Annotated in this window: 19 protein-coding genes; 14 read left to right on the plus strand and 5 right to left on the minus strand. The window is 57.3% G+C overall.

Features of this window, described 5'->3' with window-relative positions; all coding sequences use genetic code 11:
• Positions 1 to 107 precede the first annotated feature (107 nt).
• A complete protein-coding gene (locus Q0932_RS08675; RefSeq protein ID WP_299351411.1) occupies positions 108 to 545 on the plus strand; it encodes a hypothetical protein in 438 nt (145 codons plus the stop codon).
• Between the two features lie 21 nt (positions 546 to 566).
• Here Q0932_RS08675 and dprA read toward each other — a convergent pair whose 3' ends face one another.
• Together dprA and tldD are read right to left on the minus strand one after the other, a co-directional pair.
• On the minus strand, positions 567 to 1,706 hold the full coding sequence (gene dprA / locus Q0932_RS08680) for a DNA-processing protein DprA (protein WP_299351413.1): 1,140 nt from the start codon (positions 1,704 to 1,706) through the stop codon (positions 567 to 569).
• Positions 1,707 to 1,790: 84 nt separating this feature from the next.
• The gene (tldD, locus tag Q0932_RS08685; RefSeq protein WP_299351415.1) at positions 1,791 to 3,212 is read right to left on the minus strand and encodes a metalloprotease TldD; all 1,422 of its coding nucleotides are present in this window, start codon (positions 3,210 to 3,212) and stop codon (positions 1,791 to 1,793) included.
• Between the two features lie 184 nt (positions 3,213 to 3,396).
• Here tldD and coxB point away from each other — a divergent pair, with 184 nt between their 5' ends.
• From coxB to ribD, 12 genes are all read left to right on the plus strand, one after another.
• On the plus strand, positions 3,397 to 4,254 hold the full coding sequence (gene coxB, locus Q0932_RS08690) for a cytochrome c oxidase subunit II (protein WP_299351417.1): 858 nt from the start codon (positions 3,397 to 3,399) through the stop codon (positions 4,252 to 4,254).
• A gap of 47 nt (positions 4,255 to 4,301) precedes the next feature.
• Positions 4,302 to 5,240: a heme o synthase gene (gene cyoE, locus Q0932_RS08695; RefSeq protein ID WP_299351419.1), complete on the plus strand. Its 939-nt coding sequence runs from the start codon at positions 4,302 to 4,304 to the stop codon at positions 5,238 to 5,240.
• 3 nt (positions 5,241 to 5,243) lie between these two features.
• Entirely contained in the window at positions 5,244 to 5,405 is a 162-nt protein-coding gene (locus Q0932_RS08700) for a hypothetical protein (protein WP_299351421.1), read from the plus strand.
• Positions 5,405 to 5,980, plus strand: coding sequence for a cytochrome c oxidase assembly protein (locus Q0932_RS08705; RefSeq protein WP_299351422.1), 576 nt, complete (start codon positions 5,405 to 5,407; stop codon positions 5,978 to 5,980). The genes Q0932_RS08700 and Q0932_RS08705 overlap by 1 nt, the downstream gene beginning before the upstream one ends.
• Positions 5,981 to 6,009: 29 nt before the next feature.
• On the plus strand, positions 6,010 to 6,819 hold the full coding sequence (locus tag Q0932_RS08710; protein ID WP_299351424.1) for a cytochrome c oxidase subunit 3: 810 nt from the start codon (positions 6,010 to 6,012) through the stop codon (positions 6,817 to 6,819).
• 83 nt (positions 6,820 to 6,902) lie between these two features.
• Positions 6,903 to 7,589: an SURF1 family protein gene (locus tag Q0932_RS08715; protein ID WP_366141397.1), complete on the plus strand. Its 687-nt coding sequence runs from the start codon at positions 6,903 to 6,905 to the stop codon at positions 7,587 to 7,589.
• 5 nt (positions 7,590 to 7,594) lie between these two features.
• A complete protein-coding gene (thrC, locus tag Q0932_RS08720) occupies positions 7,595 to 8,983 on the plus strand; it encodes a threonine synthase (protein WP_299351428.1) in 1,389 nt (462 codons plus the stop codon).
• Positions 8,980 to 10,242: a pitrilysin family protein gene (locus Q0932_RS08725; protein ID WP_299351430.1), complete on the plus strand. Its 1,263-nt coding sequence runs from the start codon at positions 8,980 to 8,982 to the stop codon at positions 10,240 to 10,242. Before thrC ends, Q0932_RS08725 begins: the two co-directional genes overlap by 4 nt.
• Positions 10,242 to 10,832 carry a GNAT family protein gene (locus Q0932_RS08730; RefSeq protein WP_299351432.1) on the plus strand — a complete coding sequence of 197 codons (591 nt, stop codon included), beginning with the start codon at positions 10,242 to 10,244 and terminating at the stop codon, positions 10,830 to 10,832. The genes Q0932_RS08725 and Q0932_RS08730 overlap by 1 nt, the downstream gene beginning before the upstream one ends.
• Positions 10,833 to 10,837: 5 nt before the next feature.
• Entirely contained in the window at positions 10,838 to 11,257 is a 420-nt protein-coding gene (locus tag Q0932_RS08735; RefSeq protein WP_299351434.1) for a secondary thiamine-phosphate synthase enzyme YjbQ, read from the plus strand.
• Positions 11,258 to 11,505: 248 nt separating this feature from the next.
• Entirely contained in the window at positions 11,506 to 11,973 is a 468-nt protein-coding gene (nrdR, locus tag Q0932_RS08740) for a transcriptional regulator NrdR (protein ID WP_299351436.1), read from the plus strand.
• Positions 11,974 to 11,993: 20 nt separating this feature from the next.
• Positions 11,994 to 13,061: a bifunctional diaminohydroxyphosphoribosylaminopyrimidine deaminase/5-amino-6-(5-phosphoribosylamino)uracil reductase RibD gene (gene ribD / locus Q0932_RS08745; RefSeq protein ID WP_299351438.1), complete on the plus strand. Its 1,068-nt coding sequence runs from the start codon at positions 11,994 to 11,996 to the stop codon at positions 13,059 to 13,061.
• Here ribD and Q0932_RS08750 read toward each other — a convergent pair.
• From Q0932_RS08750 to Q0932_RS08760, 3 genes are all read right to left on the minus strand, one after another.
• Positions 13,058 to 15,064: a capsular polysaccharide biosynthesis protein gene (locus Q0932_RS08750; RefSeq protein ID WP_299351469.1), complete on the minus strand. Its 2,007-nt coding sequence runs from the start codon at positions 15,062 to 15,064 to the stop codon at positions 13,058 to 13,060. The two genes, ribD and Q0932_RS08750, sit on opposite strands and share 4 nt — an antisense overlap.
• Positions 15,064 to 16,203 carry a polysaccharide biosynthesis/export family protein gene (locus Q0932_RS08755; RefSeq protein ID WP_299351440.1) on the minus strand — a complete coding sequence of 380 codons (1,140 nt, stop codon included), beginning with the start codon at positions 16,201 to 16,203 and terminating at the stop codon, positions 15,064 to 15,066. Before Q0932_RS08755 ends, Q0932_RS08750 begins: the two co-directional genes overlap by 1 nt.
• Before the next feature lie 97 nt (positions 16,204 to 16,300).
• On the minus strand, positions 16,301 to 17,593 hold the full coding sequence (locus Q0932_RS08760; protein WP_299351442.1) for a capsular biosynthesis protein: 1,293 nt from the start codon (positions 17,591 to 17,593) through the stop codon (positions 16,301 to 16,303).
• Positions 17,594 to 17,724: 131 nt separating this feature from the next.
• Between Q0932_RS08760 and Q0932_RS08765 the strand changes: the two genes are divergently transcribed.
• Positions 17,725 to 18,312, plus strand: a complete 588-nt coding sequence (locus Q0932_RS08765; RefSeq protein ID WP_299351444.1) for a riboflavin synthase — start codon at positions 17,725 to 17,727, stop codon at positions 18,310 to 18,312.
• The last annotated feature ends 415 nt before the right edge of the window (positions 18,313 to 18,727 follow it).

Genomic DNA, 18,727 nt, shown 5'->3' on the forward strand with positions numbered 1-18,727 from the left:
GGCGAAAAATGTGGGGTGGAAGGGGGGAATGTCAATGAGGTGCGGTTTTTGTTGTGACAATTTTGACGCGACGGGTAATCTACGGGTTCATTTGGAGGGAATTTGATATGCGTTGGATGGTGGCTTTTTGGATGATGATGGCTGGCGCTGTGTCGGCCGCAGATTGGAGTGAGCCTGCCCGGGGATCTGTCGATCGCAAGGGCATGATCGACGCGGTGCGCCCCCATGCGGAATGGTTGTTTGGGGCGCCCGTCCAGTTCATCGTGCATGAACTTCGGCAGGCTGGACCCATTGGCTTTGGTGTGCTGACGGCGCAACGCCCCGGTGGCAAGCCCATCGATATGCGAATGACGCCCGGAGCGCAGAACGGCGATGTTGACGTCGAGATGGAAGATCAGGAAGAGTTTCAAATTCTCTATCGCAAGTCCGGTGACACCTGGGTGGCTGTACATTGGTCAAATGGCGCCCAGGATGTTTGGTTTGCGTGGGAGCCACTGTGCGCAGAATACCGTGCCGTCATCTCCGAGGCGTGTCAGGGTCTCTGATCTTCCGCGTGAGCCAATCTCTCACACCTTGGACAATAGACCACCGGCCTGACGCGTGATCCTGCCTTCGAGCTCGAGATCGACCAACACTGGCGTAACCTCGCGGGCCGGAGTTGCCAAATCCCGGATCAATTGATCTTCGGCGACCGGCGCTGGGCCAAGTTTGTTCAGGATTTGCATGTGCAAGTCGGAAGTTTCACGCAAACTTCGGGGTTTCGGCTCATCCAATGGTAATTTGTCCTGCGGCTCTGAGATTGTTGCTTCATGCGCTTCGCCGATTGCCTCAATCACATCCTGTGCGGACCGTATCAGAGTTGCACCATCTCGGATCAGCATATTGCAGCCTGATGCGCGGGCATCAAACGGATGGCCGGGCACAGCCAGCACATCGCGGCCCTGATCCAGCGCTTCGCGTGCCGTAATCAGACTTCCAGAGCGCGCCGCAGCCTCTACTACGATCACAGCGCGCGCCATGCCTGAGATAATGCGATTGCGTGCCGGGAAGTGACGCGCCTGTGGAACGGTGCCAATCGGGCTTTCTGACAAGCGAAGCCCGCGGGTTGCCAGTGATTCTGCCAAAGGCGTGTTCTCTGCCGGGTAAATCACGTCGACGCCACCCGCCTGCACAGCAATCGTTCCAGTCTCAAGGCTGGCGTGATGAGAGGTTGCGTCAATACCGCGGGCCAGACCTGAAACCACAACAAACCCCGCTTCGCCCAACTCACGAGCCAGCGATTTTGCCATGCGGTGTCCAAGCGAAGACGCGTTGCGTGCGCCAACCATGGCGATCAGGGGTTTGGTGGCGAGTGCCCGGTTGCCAATCATCCACAAAAGCGGAGGAGCGTCCGAGATTTGTGCCAAAAGAGCGGGGTAGTCAGCCTCTCCCAGTGCGACGAGTTTGGCGCCCGCAGCGGCCCCGGCGGCCAATTCTTGCGCAACACGGGTCGGATCGCAGGGGGCATAATTGGTTTCGCCCGCTTCCTCGGCAATTTCGGGTAGAGCTTTCAGCGCAGAATCCGCATCGCCGAATTCGCGCAGCAATCTGTGAAAGGTCATAACGCCAACCCGGCGGGATCGCAAAAGGCGGAGCCACGAAAACCGTTGTTCTTCCGTGGTGGGTGGGAGTTGGGGGTGAGTGGAAGAAATGTGGGTTCCGGTCATCCGTGACTCCGCCTGCTTGCAGAATCACATCTACCGCGCGTCTGGTTAACAGCGCGTAAACCAACCTCTAAAAGCTTTGTTGGATCAGGTGGCTGATCCCCCCACGGTCAATCCATCCATCAATACGGTTGGCTGGCCCACGCCCACAGGCACCCATTGTCCGGCTTTGCCGCAATTGCCCATACCGGGGTCCAGCGCCATGTCGTTGCCAAGCCCGCGGATCTTTTTCATGGCTGTGGCTCCGTCTCCGATCAAGGTCGCCCCAGTCACCGCCGCGCCGACCTTGCCGTTTTCCACGCGATAGGCTTCGGTGCAGGAAAAGACGAATTTGCCATTGGTAATGTCGACCTGTCCGCCGCCAAATCCAACCGCGTAAATTCCATCTATAAGCGAGGCCACCAAATCCGCCGGGTCTGCCGAGCCGCCCTCCAAGTAGGTATTGGTCATACGTGGCATTGGCGGGTGAGCAAAGCTTTCGCGGCGTCCGTTTCCGGTTGGATCCACACCCATAAGACGGGCGTTTTGGCGGTCCTGCATGTAGCCGACCAGAATGCCATCTTCGATCAGGACGTTGCGCCGTGACGGTGTGCCTTCGTCATCCACCGTGATGGAACCGCGCCGATCTGGAATTGTGCCGTCATCCACCACTGTAACACCCGCTGAGGCCACACGCTCGCCCATGCGACCGGAAAACTTTGAACTGCCCTTGCGATTAAAGTCCCCCTCAAGCCCATGCCCAACGGCTTCGTGCAAGAGGATGCCGGGCCATCCGGGCCCCAAAACCACCTGCATGGCGCCCGCCGGGGCAGGGACGGCATCAAGGTTGACCAGAGCAATGCGCAGGGCTTCTTTGGTTTTGGCCTGCCAGTCAGCGGGATCAATCAATCCGTCCAGACCCAATCTGCCGCCACCGCCAGCCGATCCGCTTTCGCGACGGCCATCTTTTTCGACGATGACCGACACGTTCACGCGGGTCATGGGGCGGATGTCATCAACCTGCTGACCATCGGGCCGCAGAATAATCACCTCTTGGTGCGAAGCGGCGAGTGTGGCCGACACCTGAACAACGCGCGGATCGAGATCGCGGGCAAAGGCATCAATCTCGCGCAGCGTGTCGATCTTGACGGGCAGCGGTGCGCCTGCGATCGGGTCTTCGTCGGTGTAGAGCTTGCGGTTGGTTGACATGGGGCCGTCTGACATGCTGCCACCACCCTGACCCACGGCAAGGCGCGCGGTCTCGACGGCACGGCTGAGCGCGCCTTCTGAAATTTCGGAGGAATGTGCATACCCGGAAACATCACCGCGCACCGCACGCAGGCCGAATCCTTCGGACGCATCATAAGAGGCCGTTTTGAGCCGGCCGTCATCAAACACCAATGCCTCGGATCGACGCCGTTCAAGGAACAATTCGCCGTCATCCGCCCCGTCCGTCGCCGCCCGAAGTTGCCCAAGCGCAAATTCCGGGTCCAGAACTGTCTCAAAAGGGCGAAATTTGATCTGCGTCATATAGATTTTCCTTCCGGAATTTGATCTAAGTCAAAAAAAGCGTCCGTTTGACGCGGGCTGACTTCTTTATTTGGCTGATAGAATATGGTTTCTAACAGCGATACAACAGCGAGATTCCGCCCTGGTGGGTGGTTTTTTGCAAGGACCGAGACAGAAACAACACCGCAACCGATCAGGGTGAACTATGCGAATTCTAACGAAAATCCTGGGCCTTATGGCTGCTTTCACTGCGCTTCCAGCGATGGCGCAAGAAGTTGAGACCATTGGCAAGCCCGTAGATGGATTGATGGGCTGGCAGCCCGCAGCGACCGAATTGGCGCGCGATCTGCAGTCTTTGGATCATATGATTCTTGTCATCATCACGGCGATCGTGATCTTTGTCTGCGGGTTGGTGGCTTACATCATCTTGCGGTTCAACAGACGCGCGAACCCGAACCCCGCCACTTTTACCCACAACACGCCGGTTGAGATCGCCTGGACCATTGGTCCGATCCTGATCCTGGTGTTCATCGGCGCATTCAGCCTGCCGGTTCTGTTCAAGCAGCAGGAAATCCCTGAAGCCGACATCACCATCAAGGTCACCGGCTATCAGTGGTACTGGGGCTATGAATATGTCGATCACGAGTTCGAGTTTGACAGCTTCCTGCTGGCCAAAGAGGAACTGGTTGAAAACGGCTACAACCCGGATGAATACCTGTTGGCGACCGACACCAAAGTTGTTGTGCCGTCGGGTAAGACCATTGTGATGCAAGTCACCGCTGCTGACGTGATCCACTCGTGGACCATTCCAGCCTTTGGCGTAAAGCAGGATGGCGTTCCCGGCCGTCTGGCGGAACTGTGGTTCAATGTCGACGAGGGCAAAGAGGGCATCTACTTTGGTCAGTGTTCAGAGCTTTGCGGCAAGGACCATGCCTATATGCCAATCACGGTGCAGGTTGTGACTCAGGCCGAGTATGATGCTTGGCTGACCGGTGCGATCGAAGAGTTTGCCGGTGATGCGTCAACACTTCCCGGTGTCTCGACCGCGATGGTGACCCAATAAGACCATGGTAGGGCGGGGGTATCCCCGCCTCAACAACAGGACGATCCATGAGCGACGCGAGTCTAAATACCAATGTTCAGACCCAGGAAGCGGGTTTTGGCGATTATTTCGCGCTGTTAAAGCCGCGCGTCATGTCGCTGGTCGTATTTACGGCAATGGTTGGCCTGTTGGCTGCACCTGTTGCTGTGCATCCGATGATTGCTTTTGCCTCGATCCTGTTCATCGCCGTGGGCGGAGGCGCCTCGGGCGCCCTGAACATGTGGTGGGATGCCGACATTGATGCGGTGATGAAGCGTACTCAGTCGCGCCCCATTCCTTCTGGTAAGGTCACGCGGGACGAGGCCTTTGCAATTGGCATCACGCTTTCGGTGTTTGCCTGCATCATGTTGGGTCTCGCGGCGAACCTGTTCGCAGGGGCGCTTCTGGCATTTACCATTTTCTTTTACGTGGTGATCTACACTATGTGGCTGAAACGCTGGACCCCGCAGAACATCGTGATCGGCGGTGCGGCAGGGGCCTTCCCTCCGATGATCGGGTGGGCCGTCGCCACGGGTGGTGTATCGGTCGAAAGCATTTTGATGTTCACCCTGACCTTCATGTGGACACCGCCGCATTTCTGGGCACTCTGCCTGTTCATGAAATCGGACTACAAAGACGCAGGCGTGCCAATGTTGCACGTCACGCATGGTCGTCGCGTAACCCGTAACCATATCCTCGTTTACACTTTGCTGTTGGCTGTTGTGGCCGTCGGTATGGCGTTCACAGGCGTGGGCGGCCCGATCTATCTGACCACAGCATTGGTCCTGAATGGGTTGTTCATTGCGGGCGCGATCTCAATCTGGCGTCGCGATGAAGAGGTCGCCGAGGCGGATGGCTACAAGCGTGAGAAATCGTTCTTTGGCCTTTCGCTGTTGTACCTGTTCTTGCATTTTGGGGCCATTTTGGCCGAGGCCACACTGGCCCCCTACGGTTTGGGAGGCTGGTGAGACATGGCCATTCACGTCGAACATGAACTCCACAAACGTCGGTTGGGTCGCAATGTCGGTCTGGCTCTTGTGTTGGTTTTCTTTATCGCCATCGTCTTTGGCCTCACGGTGGTCAAGGTAACGCGCGGCGACTATGAACCAGAGAATTCGGTGATACAGAACTGATGGCTATGGACCAGCAAAATAGGACAGTTTTGAAACTGGTGGGCGTCGTCGTCACGATGGGCGCTTTGGCGTGGGCTTCGGTACCGTTTTATGACTGGTTCTGCCGGGTCACAGGCTTTGGCGGTGCAACCGGTGTGGCTGAGGCCGGGTCCGATGTGATCCTCGAAGAAACCATTAAAATCCGCTTTGATGCCAGCAAGGAACGCGGCTTCCCTTGGGAGTTCAAGCCGGTGCAGCGCACGATGGAAGTACGGATTGGCGAAACGGGACTGGCTTTTTACGAGGCCTACAACCCGACCGATCGTCCGATTGCCGGCTCTGCCAGCTACAACGTCGCCCCTTTCGTGGCGGGTGGCTTTTTCACCAAGATCGACTGTTTCTGCTTTGAAGAGCAGGTATTGCAACCCGGCGAGCGGGTGTCGATGCCAGTCTCCTTTTATGTAGATCCCGAAATCGTCACCGACCGCGACGCGAAATACGTTCACAGCATCACGCTGTCCTATACGTTCCACGAAATCGACCTGCCCGAAGAGATCGTCTCTTTGGACGGGACAATCGAAACTGAAGTAAACTAAAAAACCTTCCAACGAGGGAAAGACCAAAAATGGCGCACGCAAAAAATCACGACTATCACATTCTGCCGCCGTCGCTGTGGCCGCTCTTTGGCGGTATTGGCGCATTTGTCATGCTGTTCGGAGCTGTGCTCTGGATGCAAGGCATCACGCCCTGGATGTTCTTCATTGGCTTCGCGCTGGTGCTTTACGTCATGTTCGGCTGGTGGGCCGAAGTCGCTGCCGAGGGCAATGGTGGTGTTGATCACACCCCGGTTGTTCAGATCGGCCTGCGCTACGGTGTTGTTCTGTTCATCATGTCTGAAGTCATGTTCTTCTCAGCATGGTTCTGGAGCTTCTTTAAGCATGCCATCTACCCGATGGATCCGAATGGCCTGAGCCCCGCCATTGATGGTGTCTGGCCACCTGCCGGGATCGAAACCTTTGATCCGTGGCACCTGCCGCTCATAAACACGCTGATCTTGCTCTGCTCGGGGATGGCAGCGACTTGGGCGCACCACGCTCTCGCGCATGAAAACAACCGGGAAGACATGAAGTGGGGCCTGATCCTGGCCATTGGTCTGGGCATCATTTTTACCGCCTTCCAGGCGTATGAGTATAGCCACGCAGCCTTTGGTTTCTCGGGCAATATCTATGGCGCCAACTTCTTCATGGCCACTGGGTTCCACGGCTTTCACGTGATCATCGGCACGATCTTTTTGTTCGTGTGCCTGATCCGCCTGATGCGCGGTGCATTCACCCCCGAAAGCCATGTCGGGTTCGAGGCGGCTGCCTGGTACTGGCACTTTGTGGACGTGGTCTGGCTGTTCCTGTTCGCCGCTGTCTACATCTGGGGCGGCTAATCCTTTGCGGTTGAAAAACCGCAGGCAATACGCATAAAGCAAGTCGCGGGTGGCACGGGCCTTCCGCGGCTTTTCATTTAAGAGTGCCCCGCTTGAAACGTCTGATCCTTCCTTTGGTCTTTGGCATTATCGGTACAGCGATCCTTGCATCTCTGGGCAACTGGCAGGTGCGCCGGATGGCTGAGAAAGAGGCCTACCTTGCGGACATCGATGCGCGACTGGGGGATGTTGCTGTGACCATCCCCGAGACCCTCGACCCTGTTGCGGATCGGTTTCTTGCGGCCCGCGCCGAAGGACGTTTTACACCTGACGAGTTGCACTTTCTGGTCAGCACCAAAGGTCTGGGGGCGGGCTATCGCATCGTGTCTGCCTTTGAGACCGAAACCGGTCGCCGGATTATGGTAGATCGCGGCTTTGTTGGTACACCGAACAAAGACGCGTCTCGCTACATCGGCCCCGCGACGGTCACAGGCAATCTGCATTGGCCAGATGAGCGCGACAGCTATACGCCGGAAAATGACGTCGCTGGAAACATATGGTTTGCCCGTGACGTGCCGGTGATGGCCGAAGCCCTGCAAACCGAACCGATTCTGCTGATTGTCCGCGAGATGTCTGAAAACGACCCGATTGTGACGCCGTTGCCGCTCGACAGTTCCGGAATTCCCAACGATCACTTGGAATATGTGGTCACTTGGTACGGTCTTGCGATTGTCTGGGGGACCATGACGCTCTATTACCTGCGCCGACAGCGCAAAACCAAAAAGGCCTGAGACCCGTGAAATACATCTCGACCCGTGGCAACGCCCCGGAGCTGACCTTCGAAGACGCCATGCTGACGGGCCTCGCCCGTGATGGTGGACTTTATGTTCCCGAGACTGTCCCGACCCTGTCCAAGGACGAGATCGCGGCCATGGCTGGGCTTTCGTACGAAGAGACAGCGTTCCGCGTGATGCGCCCCTTCGTAGGCGACGCCTTTAGTGATGACGAGTTCAAAGGCATCATTGCACGGGCCTATGCCGGGTTCCGCCATGATGCGCGTGCGCCGTTGGTGCAGTTGGGGTCAAACCATTTCCTGATGGAGTTGTTCCACGGTCCTACGCTGGCGTTCAAAGATTTTGCCATGCAGCTGATTGGTCAGCTGTTCCAGTTTTCGCTGGCCCGTCGCAATGAGCGCGTGACCATTGTTGGTGCGACTTCGGGTGACACCGGGTCAGCGGCCATTGAAGCCTTCCGTGGTCTCGACAATGTCGACGTCTTTATCCTGTTTCCGCATGGCCGTGTCTCGGACATCCAGCGCAAGCAGATGACGACGCCTGAGGACGCCAATGTCCATGCCTTGGCGATGGATGGTGATTTCGATGATTGTCAGGCCAAGCTGAAAGACATGTTCAACGATTTCGAATTCCGTGACGGCGTTCGGCTCGCGGGCGTGAATTCGATCAACTGGGCGCGGGTGCTGGCGCAAGTTGTTTATTACTTCTCGACCGCCGTGTCGCTGGGTGCACCGGATCGCAGCGTCAGTTTCACAGTGCCGACCGGCAACTTCGGTGACATCTTTGCGGGCTATATCGCCAAGAAAATGGGCCTGCCCATCGACCGTCTGGTGATTGCCACCAACCAGAATGATATCCTGCACCGCACGATGGAAACCTCGGCCTATACCAAAGAGGGCGTGACCCCCTCGATCTCGCCGTCGATGGATATTCAGGTCTCTTCCAACTTTGAGCGCGCATTGTTTGACGCCTATGGGCGGGATGGAAATGCGGTGAGCCAGTTGATGGATGAACTGCAGGGTGGCGCCTTTGCGATCAGTCAGGGTGCCATGCAGGCCCTGCGAGAAAGCTTTGACTCGGGCCGTGCCTCGGAAGAGGAAACCATGAACACAATCCGCGACGCATTTACCCGGACCGGAGAAGTGCTTTGCCCCCATTCCGCTGTTGGGGTAAAGGTGGCCGACGATCATCTGGGCGCGTCCCCGATGATCACGCTGGCAACGGCGCACCCGGCCAAGTTCCCCGATGCGGTGGAGCAGGCCATGGGCGCTCGACCCGGCCTGCCACCGCATATGGCAGACATGATGGATAAACCCGAGCGTGTCACGCGGGTGCCCAATGATCTGGAGCATCTGAAGACCCTCATAAAAGAGCGGATCGCCGCACGTTGACGACACAAATTCACACGCTGCCTAACGGCTTTCGCATCGTGACCGAGCATATGCCCGGCCTCGAAAGCGCCTCTATCGGGATCTGGGTCAATGCAGGCGGGCGTCACGAGCGCCAGCCACAAAACGGTATTGCCCATTTCCTTGAGCACATGGCTTTCAAGGGCACCAAAAAGCGCAACGCTTTGGAGATTGCCGAGGCGATTGAAGATGTTGGCGGCTATATCAATGCCTACACCAGCCGCGAAGTGACCGCCTATTACGCCCGTATCCTAAAGGGCGATGTTGCGCTGGCGCTGGACGTAATTGGCGACATCGTGCTGAATCCGATCTTTGATGCCAACGAGATTGAAATCGAACGGGGCGTGATCCTGCAGGAAATTGGCCAGTCGCTGGATACACCTGACGACGTGATTTTTGACTGGCTTCAGGAACGCGCCTATCCCGACCAACCCATTGGGCGCACAATTCTTGGGGCCGAAGACCGTGTACGCGCCTTTGGCCGTGATGATCTCTCGGCGTTTGTGGCCGAACATTACCGCCCTGACCGGATGATCCTGTCGGCAGCAGGTGGCGTGGATCATGATGAAATCGTCCGCATCGCCACTGAGATGTTTGGCGATATGCGCAGCGGCCCGACGCTTGCCGTGGACATTGCCCGGTTTCAGGGGGGCGAGTACCGCACGGAAAAAGCGCTGGAACAGGCGCACTTTGCTTTGGGGCTGGAAAGCCCAGACTACTGCGACCCCGAGATCTATACAGCCCAGATCTATTCCACGGCGCTGGGGGGCGGTATGTCGAGCCGCCTGTTTCAGGAAATCCGCGAAAAGCGCGGGCTGTGTTACTCGATCTACGCTCAGACCGGGGCTTATGCAGATACCGGCATGACCACGATCTATGCAGGCACGTCAGGCGATCAGATTGCCGATCTTGCCGAAATCACGATCGATGAGCTGAAGCGTGCCGCAGAAGATATGAACCCTTCGGAAATCGCCCGTGCCCGCACCCAGATGAAAGCGGGTATGCTAATGGGGCTGGAAAGCCCGTCCAGCCGCGCCGAACGACAAGCGCGCATGCTGGCGATTTGGGATCGTATTCCCAGCCTGTCAGAAACGGTTGAGCGTATTGATGGGGTCAGCGACGCGGACGTGCGCCGCTTTGCCGAACATATGGCAGTAGTCGCCCGACCGGCCTTGGCACTTTATGGGCCGATTGAGGCAGCCCCTGCGCTGGAACGACTACAGGAGCGCCGCGCAGCCTGATGTTGCTCTCTCGTCGGAAGATCCGGATTGAAACCGAGCGGCTGACATTGCGGCCGCCAATTCACTCCGATTTTCGCGACTGGGCGGCCCTGCGCAGTGAAAATGCCGACTTTCTGATCCCTTGGGAGCCTGCCTGGTCGGCGGATCACCTGACCCGAAAGAGTTTCACCAACCGGGTCTACTGGGCGCAGCGGTCAATCTCGAACGGCAATGCGATGCCGCTGTTCTTGACCCGCCGCCAAGATGACATGCTTTTGGGAGCGATCACGCTCGACAACATCCGCCGGGGGCCGGCGCAGTCTGGCACCTTGGGCTATTGGATCGCAGCCCCCTTTGCGCGGCAGGGCTATATGCGTGAAACGATCGAGGCTGTGGTGCATCATGCCTTTGCCCAGATGGATCTAAGCCGCATCGAAGCGGCCTGTTTGCCCGACAACGTGGCCTCTCGGGGCGTGCTGGAAAAGGCTGGTTTCAAATACGAAGGCGTGGCCCAGAGTTATTTGCAAATCAACGGCCGCTGGCGCACGCACGTCCTCTATGCGTCCCTGCGCAATGACCGACGCGGGCGCACGATGGTTGGACAGGCCTGAAGCCCATGCAGACCGAGTTTTCCATTCAAACGAACGGGCAGGGGCTTTATGAATTTACCGGCGAGGTCACGCGTTGGGTGCAAGGCAATGGTCAGGTAGATGGGTTGTTGACGCTGTTCGTGCGCCACACGTCCTGCAGCCTTTTGATCCAAGAGAACGCCGATCCCGAAGTGCAGACCGACTTGCGAAATTTCTTTCACAGGCTGGTTCCGCCAACCACTGATCCGTCAATGTCTTACCTGACCCACACCTACGAAGGCCCGGACGACATGCCGGCCCACATCAAGGCGGCGATGATGCCCGTTAGCCTGACTATCCCGGTCTCGGGGGGGCGGCCTGTTTTAGGCACTTGGCAAGGGATTTACTTGTTTGAACACAGAAATGCGCCGCTCACGAGGCGTGTAGCGGCGCATCATTCTGCATGAATTGAAGTGTTCTTTCGAAGCGCTTCTGGAAGTCTTTGGAGGAAACTTCTTAAGTCATAGATGGGGCCTGAAACGCGATTACAACAGGGGGAACAATAATAAAATTTCCCCGTGACATAGTGAATCGCCCATCTTGCGGTCGAAATTCCCCTCTACCCAAACTGTTGAGGCCGTCCTATAGTGCCTGTGGATAAGTTGGGAACCCACCCAACTGCCAGAGGCAGAGAAGAACATAAGGGGATAGGCCAATGCGCTGCCCGTTTTGCGGAAATATCGACACTCAGGTTAAGGACTCGCGTCCTGCCGAAGATCACGTTTCAATCCGTCGACGCCGGTTTTGTCCGGCCTGTGGCGGACGTTTCACAACCTATGAACGCGTCCAATTGCGCGACCTGGTCGTGGTAAAGTCCAATGGCCGCCGCGAAGACTTTGATCGCGATAAGCTTGAACGCTCTATTCGTATCTCGATGCAAAAGCGTCCGGTTGAGCCAGAGCGCATTGACCAGATGATTTCGGGTATTGTTCGGCGTCTGGAAAGTATGGGAGAGACAGATATCCCGTCCACGACAATCGGCGAGATTGTTATGGAAGCTCTGGCCCGCATAGATACCGTAGCCTATGTAAGGTTTGCCAGCGTTTACAAGAACTTCCAGGCAGCAGATGACTTTGACAAGTTTGTCTCGGAACTGCGCCCCGACGCTCAGCCGGAAGAATAACCCTGTCTGACACGCGCTATATGGCGCTGGCCCTGACGCTTGGTCGTCGGGGTCAGGGCAATACGTGGCCCAACCCGGCGGTGGGCTGTGTCATCGTGCAAGGTGGACAGATTGTCGGGCGTGGCTGGACCCAACCGGGCGGGCGGCCTCACGCTGAGACCGAGGCGCTCGCGCAAGCAGGAGACGCCGCACGCGGAGCCACCGCCTATGTCACTCTCGAACCTTGCGCCCATCACGGGCAGACGCCTCCCTGTGCAGAGGCGCTGATTGCGGCTGGTGTGGCACGGGTTGTTGTGGCGGTTGAAGACAGTGACAGCCGCGTCGCCAGGCAGGGGCTCGAGATGTTGCGAGCGGCCGGCATTGCGGTGACGATGGGGGTCATGGCTGATGAGGCCGCACAAGACTTGCAGGGGTTTTTCCTAAGAACTGATCTTGGTCGTCCCTTTCTGACCCTGAAACTGGCTGAGAGCCTTGATGGACGGATTGCCACTGCGACCGGAGAAAGCCAGTGGATCACTGGCCCAAAGTCACGGCGCCTGGTTCATGCCATGCGCGCACGTCACGACGCGGTCATGGTCGGCGGAGGCACGGCGCGCGCAGATGATCCGTCCTTGACGGTGCGTGACCTTGGTGTCGCTCATCAGCCCGTGCGTATTGTGGTGTCGCGGCGGTTGGACTTGCCATTGATGGGGGTTCTGGCCCGAACCGCCAAAGAGATACCGGTCTGGATTGCGCATGGGCGTGATGCCGACCCGATGTTGATCGACACCTGGCGCGATCTGGGCGCCGTTTTGTTGCCTTGTGATCTTGAAGGTGTTCACCTTTCTCCAGTGTCGGTTTTGCAGGCGCTCGGCGGGCAGGGGCTGACACGGGTGTTTTGCGAAGGCGGCGGGGCGCTTGCCGCGTCTTTGCTGGCGTCCGACCTTGTGGACGAACTGGTGACGTTTCAGGCCGGTCTGGCGCTGGGCGCTGAAGGCTATCCGGCGATTGGGGCTATGGGGGTTGAACGCCTTGCATCTGCGCCGCGGTTCCGTCTGCTCGAGCACCAAATGGTCGGGGATGATTTGATGGCAGTCTGGCGTCGTTAAGACCGACGCCAGATTCCGCTGTAACTCGCGAAAACCCCTTGAAGTTTGGCCAAGAGGCGCGTCCCAAAGTGAGGATGTGAAATGTCCCCATTGGACAAACGTTCCAGCGCGATCTCGACGGGGCAAGGCAAGCCTGTTTTTGGATCAAGATATCGCGGATAGTCGATCAAAGACGCATGTACGAGGCCCTCGAGTGACGGTTCCGCCGCCCGCCGCGCCGGGGTGCGGCCTCGGTCATCGGTTAGCCCCCAACCGGCATAAAACGGTGCACCAAAGGTGACGACCCGTTTGCCGCGCAGCAAGGCCTCGAACCCTGTGCCGGAGGTCATGGTCCAAACCTCATCAACCTGTTCCAGTAACGCGGCCATATCGCACTCGGTTATGACTATATCAGCGATGTTTTCACTGTCTTCCACCGAGCCCACACGCAGCCCGGCAACCACGTCCGGGTGGGGCTTGTAGATGACCAGCGCGTCAGGGTTTTCATCGCGCACCAACTGCAGCAACGCGCGGTTGCTGCGGAGTTCAGGGCTGCCTTTCAAAATCGACGCATCATCTTCAACTTGACCCGGTACAAGAATGCGCCGTCCGGTCGGAAGATCAGGCAAAGTGCCGCCAAGATTGTATTTACTAACGCCCAGCTTTCGCAGCGCCATGATGAGTTTTTCAACACGCAGCTTTTGGTCTTCGCGCAACTCGGCTCGTTGCGCGATCAGCCGTTCAAGGCGGCTTTCGCCACTGGGATCGTAGTAAATTCCAAGATCGTCCAAGACCAGCGACAGGGGAGGGACCAGTTGGGCGCCCAACCCACGGGACCGCAGGAAGCCGTCTTCGCATATTTGCGCGTCTGCGGGTCCGTCTTTCTGTCCCCAAACCATGTTGGGGTGATCTCGTTTTGCTTTTTCGAATTTCACAGGCTGCACTAAGCCGAAAAACTGTTGCAGGTGGCGGCGTTTCCACAGCCGCATGCCAAAGGCACGCCATCCGCGCCTGTCGTCACGCCAAGCGCGGGCCTGCGCCTCAAGCGTGTCGATCACCCTTTCAAGCGTGGCTGGGCCATCGAGATACGGATCATACCATGTCGGATAGAGGATCATTGCCGCGACAAACAATTGCGCGCGGGTCAGGATGCGTTGTCGCCTTGGCACGGGGCGTTCGTCGACCGTCAGGCCCCAGCCAGCATAGAACGGTTGTCCAAAGATGCGGGGCTTGTGACCGGCAAAGATCGCCTCGAACCCCATCTGCGACGAGACGGTGTAGACCCCAACGGCGCCCTCAAACAAAGTCCAGGGCGAATAGGGTTCAGTACAGAGCTTTACCCGGTCCGTCTCATCTGTCTCTGAGTAATACCCCTGACGGTGGCCTTGGGTTGTTTCTGGATGTGTCTTGATCAGAACACGGCAACCTGGGTTTTCTTCCTGCGCCATGACCAGCATCTCACGAAACTCAGGGTCATCCGCGCCAGATGCGGTTACTGAGGCATCCCCGCGGGTCTGATCAATCACCAGCACATAGCCCGGATCCGGCGGTAGCAGTGAGGGATCGTTGGCGGCGTACTTCGACAGATGCGCCTCTTTCAATCGCGCGATGGCTCCGCGCGCCCGGTTGAGAAGCGCACTGTCATCCAGCGGGTGCGTGGCTAAGAGGTCTTCGAGGTCTGACGTGCGACTGGGGTCAAAATGCGGTGCTTTGCGATCAAGGAACAAACCCAAAGGGGCCTCACCCGCTTCTCGGCCCGGGTGCAATGAGCGCAAAAACGCATCCTCGACATAGACAATGTCAGCGCCGGTCAGGTCTGAAACGGCCGCGCCCCGTCCCGACGTAGGGCTTTGCCCCCAAACAGCAATCAGGTCATCAGGGCCCGGTTTGCCAAAGCCCACCTGATATCCGGCCAGCCGCAGTATGCGTTTGACCCGCGCTTGCGTAAAAAAACCTCCATTAAAGGCAAAAAGCCGCCGGAGACCCTGGTCTCCGGCGGCTTCATTGTTCGTTTTGCTGCTGATCAATTGAGTCCGCCGAGGCTGCCGATGGTATCGGCTGAGGTCAGCGTGCCTGTGAGTGAGGCAATGGTTTTATCCCATGTCGTGATCGGGGCCTCGGTCACATAAAGCGTGTCCCCATCTCTTACAACAAAATCGCGGGCGACAAACATGCCGTTGGGCTGCCTGAGGTCTAGAACGTAGACCATACGCTGTGCGCCCTGCAGATCCTTGCGACCCAGAACGTCGTTCGAAATCTCAGCGGGTTCGTTGCGGAAAATGAAAACGCCTGTCGGGTCACCTTGGTTTGCAAGGATACCACCAACTTGGGCAATGGCCTCGAGCGCTGACATGTCCTTGGTCTGGAAATTCACGCGACTTTGCGTGCCAGTTGCGCCAAGCGCAGTAAAGGCGCGGGTGTCTTCTTCGACAAGAATGCGATCGCCGCCCCGTAGGGCGATATCCAACTGCGGGTTTTCATAAAGGTCCTGCAGCCAGATTTGGCCGCGTGCTTCTCCGCGCAACACCGTAACCTGGGCAATTTCGGGGGTGATCGTTACACCGCCTGCCTTGGCCATCATCGTTGAAAGTGTGCGGGTGGGGCGTTCAATCGGATAGACACCCTGCGCACCGATAGATCCCACCAGTGACACGGTAGAGCCGTCGCCGGCAATGCGACGGACTTCGACTTGCGGATCAGGGGTTTGTTCAGACAGCTTTCCGACGATCACGCGGCGGATCGATTCCGGGGTGTTGCCAGCGGCACGGATACGGCCAGCATACGGCACAAAGATGAACCCTGCGCCATCAACCTGAACTTCTTCCAGAATTGCGGCCACCTGACCTTCGGGGCCGAGCAACGGTTTGTCGACGTTTTCCCAGATGGTCAGCGACAACACGTCACCAGGTCGGATTGTGTCTGATCCCAGAATTCCGGCGTTTTTGAAAGAATTTGAAAATCCAAGCGCGGGGACAACTGCGGTGGCGCGGGTCACTCGATCGTTGACCGCAACGATAAAGGCGTCGCCTTCTTCCTGAACCGACCCAGAGTAAATGTCACGCTTGCTGGGGCCTGCGCGCGGGATAAGCGTACAGGACGACACAATTGTCAACGCCGCAACAACGGCGACGCACTTCGCCCAGCGTTTTTCTACGGGTTTCACTGCTCGGTCTCCTCGACCTGTTATTGTTCTGCCTCAAGTTTTTTTCTTTAAACTACCGAAATCCGAAACGAAAATCCAGCGCTAGACCTTGTGGTCTCTACTTGATGAGACGCAACTGTTGCCTTGGAGCCGCTGTCCCGGATCGCAAGGCCTCATACGGATCTTCACCGGAAAGCATCATATCGACCACATGGCGCAACAGCTGGCGACGTCCCCGTGCCGAGTAAAAACCACCGCCAACCTGGCTGGTTTCCAAAAGGTAGCGGCGGTAGGTTTTGTAGGCGCGGTTATCAGGGCGGGAGGCCCCGGCAAAGAATTGCGACAGCGGTTGCGGGCTGACAAACTCGGGTTGATCGTACACTGCCTTGCCAAAGATCTTGAGCGGGATGCCACGCCAGAGCACCTGCTGAGCGGCGGTAGAGTTGACGGTGACGGCGCTGCGCGCCTCGTTCAACAACTGCGCCAGCTTGCCGCCACGAACATAATGCACCCGGTCGGCAATGCCATGATCGCGCGCAAGTCGCCGGATTTCGCGCCTCACTGGAACACGCCCGTCTTCCAGCGGGTGGGCCTTGAACACAAGATGATGATGGGCAGGAGCACTGCGGGCAAACTCCGCGACCACCAAATCCAGAAACTCGGTCATGCTGGAAAACGGAGAGTGCTCTTGGAAAGAGCTGTCATGTTCTAGCTGCAGCAGCGCCAGATGGAACGGAAACCCGCCGAACCGCACGCGCAAGGTCGCAATCCGCCGCTCAATCGCTTGAAAGGGCATCAACAGAAGTCTTTGCAAATAAAGTTGAAATTCGCGTGTGACGGGCAAGTCCCGGTGTGGTTTGAAATTGCGGAACCCCTGGTTCAGGAACATCACGAACCAATGGTAAACAAAGCCATAGAACACGTGTTGGCGCATATCGCCCCAATGCGCAGGCGGCATCGGGGTGTCCATGTCAGCCCCTTCCAGCGCCTTTTCCATGTCTGAGATACGCATGTCCATTAGCCGTGAATGGCCGTTTGAGCCATTGCGCTCATAGGTCACCCAATAGGGGCGCAAATAGCCTTCTTCAAAGATATGGACGCGAAGACCGGCGGCCTTGGCGCGTTCCACGGCCTGAGCATGGATGGGTCGTACATCGCCATATAGAACGATGTCCGTCACACCCTTGTCCTGAGTGATCTCGTCAAACCGGCCCGGCCATTGATCCGGGGTGTCTTTGAAGGCAATGAAACTCCGGCGATCAAACCAGAAAAACGCATCACCTGCGTTAAAGCCAACCCGCCAGACAGTGGCGCCAGACCGGCGCAGCATTTTGGCAAGGCCGTTGAAAAACGGCCCATGTGGTCCCTGCAGGAACAGAAACACTCTGTCTTTGCCACTCGAATTTGCCATATTGACCTGTCTACTCGCCAAGTTCTCTGCGTCAAGCTAGCGATTGCATTTGACGAAAGTAAGGCGACTTGCGCGCACAGGCGTGGCAGGTTAGGTCTGATTTGATTGAGTTTCGGCAAGGAAAATCGCCCATGTTCACTGGCATTATCACCGATATTGGCACCATCAGAGAGTTGGAAAAGCGTGGTGATTTACGGGCACGGATTGAGACCGGGTATGACACCCAGGGCATCGATCTTGGTGCCTCTATCGCAAGCGATGGTGTGTGCCTGACCGTTATTGAACTGGGCGCCGACTGGTATGACGTCGAAATCAGTGCCGAAACCGTGTCCAAAACCAACCTTGGTGATTGGCAGGTCGGCAAACGTGTGAACCTGGAGCGCGCACTCAAGGTTGGTGATGAATTGGGTGGCCATATCGTCTCGGGTCATGTCGATGGCGTTGCTGTGATTGTGGCCATGCAGGACGAGGGCGACTCAACCCGTGTTACCCTTCGCGCGCCCAAAGCGCTGGCCCGCTTTATCGCGCCCAAAGGATCCGTGGCCCTGAACGGTACTTCGTTGACGGTGAATGAGGTCGATGGCTGTGATTTTGGCATCAATTTCATCCCCCACACCAAGGACGCGACAACTTGGGGGGATGTGGCTGTTGGTGATCGTATCAACCTGGAAATCGATACACTGGCCCGCTACGTCGCGCGCTTGGCAGAGATGAGCTAAGGAATTCACCGAGGCCACTGGTTTCATCTGTTTCGGATGAATTCATCGCACCCCCGACCATTGCACTGATATTAAAGAATCTTTTCGACCCTAGTGTCTCCGGTAAAGACATGAAACTCGCATAAATTCAAATTGATCGGTGTCGTTGACGAGACCCACTTGGTTTTTAATCAAGTCTAAAATGCGGCCGACGCAAACGATCGCTGCCTATGTTCGGACTCTAATAATGCCATTCTGGTCTTAGAACGCGCTTGGACTGGCCCTAACCCAAACCCCATCCGCACGATTAGCGTGCCGCAGAAACTATCGCCATTTCGCGAAGACAGGAGAATTGACCCATGAAGATGACGACCGAAGAAGCTTTTGTAAAAGTTTTGCAGATGCATGGTATTGACCATGCATTTGGGATTATCGG

It is taken from the genome of uncultured Shimia sp., assembly GCF_947498095.1.
Classification (GTDB): Bacteria; Pseudomonadota; Alphaproteobacteria; order Rhodobacterales; family Rhodobacteraceae; genus Shimia.

What these genes read in the sequence shown, in the direction of transcription:
- Q0932_RS08675 (WP_299351411.1), top strand. Translation starts at nt 108, where the DNA reads ATGCGTTGGATGGTGGCTTTTTGGATGATGATGGCTGGCGCTGTGTCG.
- dprA (WP_299351413.1), bottom strand. Translation starts at nt 1,706, where the DNA reads ATGACCGGAACCCACATTTCTTCCACTCACCCCCAACTCCCACCCACC.
- tldD (WP_299351415.1), bottom strand. Translation starts at nt 3,212, where the DNA reads ATGACGCAGATCAAATTTCGCCCTTTTGAGACAGTTCTGGACCCGGAA.
- coxB (WP_299351417.1), top strand. Translation starts at nt 3,397, where the DNA reads ATGCGAATTCTAACGAAAATCCTGGGCCTTATGGCTGCTTTCACTGCG.
- cyoE (WP_299351419.1), top strand. Translation starts at nt 4,302, where the DNA reads ATGAGCGACGCGAGTCTAAATACCAATGTTCAGACCCAGGAAGCGGGT.
- Q0932_RS08700 (WP_299351421.1), top strand. Translation starts at nt 5,244, where the DNA reads ATGGCCATTCACGTCGAACATGAACTCCACAAACGTCGGTTGGGTCGC.
- Q0932_RS08705 (WP_299351422.1), top strand. Translation starts at nt 5,405, where the DNA reads ATGGCTATGGACCAGCAAAATAGGACAGTTTTGAAACTGGTGGGCGTC.
- Q0932_RS08710 (WP_299351424.1), top strand. Translation starts at nt 6,010, where the DNA reads ATGGCGCACGCAAAAAATCACGACTATCACATTCTGCCGCCGTCGCTG.
- Q0932_RS08730 (WP_299351432.1), top strand. Translation starts at nt 10,242, where the DNA reads ATGTTGCTCTCTCGTCGGAAGATCCGGATTGAAACCGAGCGGCTGACA.
- Q0932_RS08735 (WP_299351434.1), top strand. Translation starts at nt 10,838, where the DNA reads ATGCAGACCGAGTTTTCCATTCAAACGAACGGGCAGGGGCTTTATGAA.
- nrdR (WP_299351436.1), top strand. Translation starts at nt 11,506, where the DNA reads ATGCGCTGCCCGTTTTGCGGAAATATCGACACTCAGGTTAAGGACTCG.
- ribD (WP_299351438.1), top strand. Translation starts at nt 11,994, where the DNA reads ATGGCGCTGGCCCTGACGCTTGGTCGTCGGGGTCAGGGCAATACGTGG.
- Q0932_RS08760 (WP_299351442.1), bottom strand. Translation starts at nt 17,593, where the DNA reads ATGGCAAATTCGAGTGGCAAAGACAGAGTGTTTCTGTTCCTGCAGGGA.
- Q0932_RS08765 (WP_299351444.1), top strand. Translation starts at nt 17,725, where the DNA reads ATGTTCACTGGCATTATCACCGATATTGGCACCATCAGAGAGTTGGAA.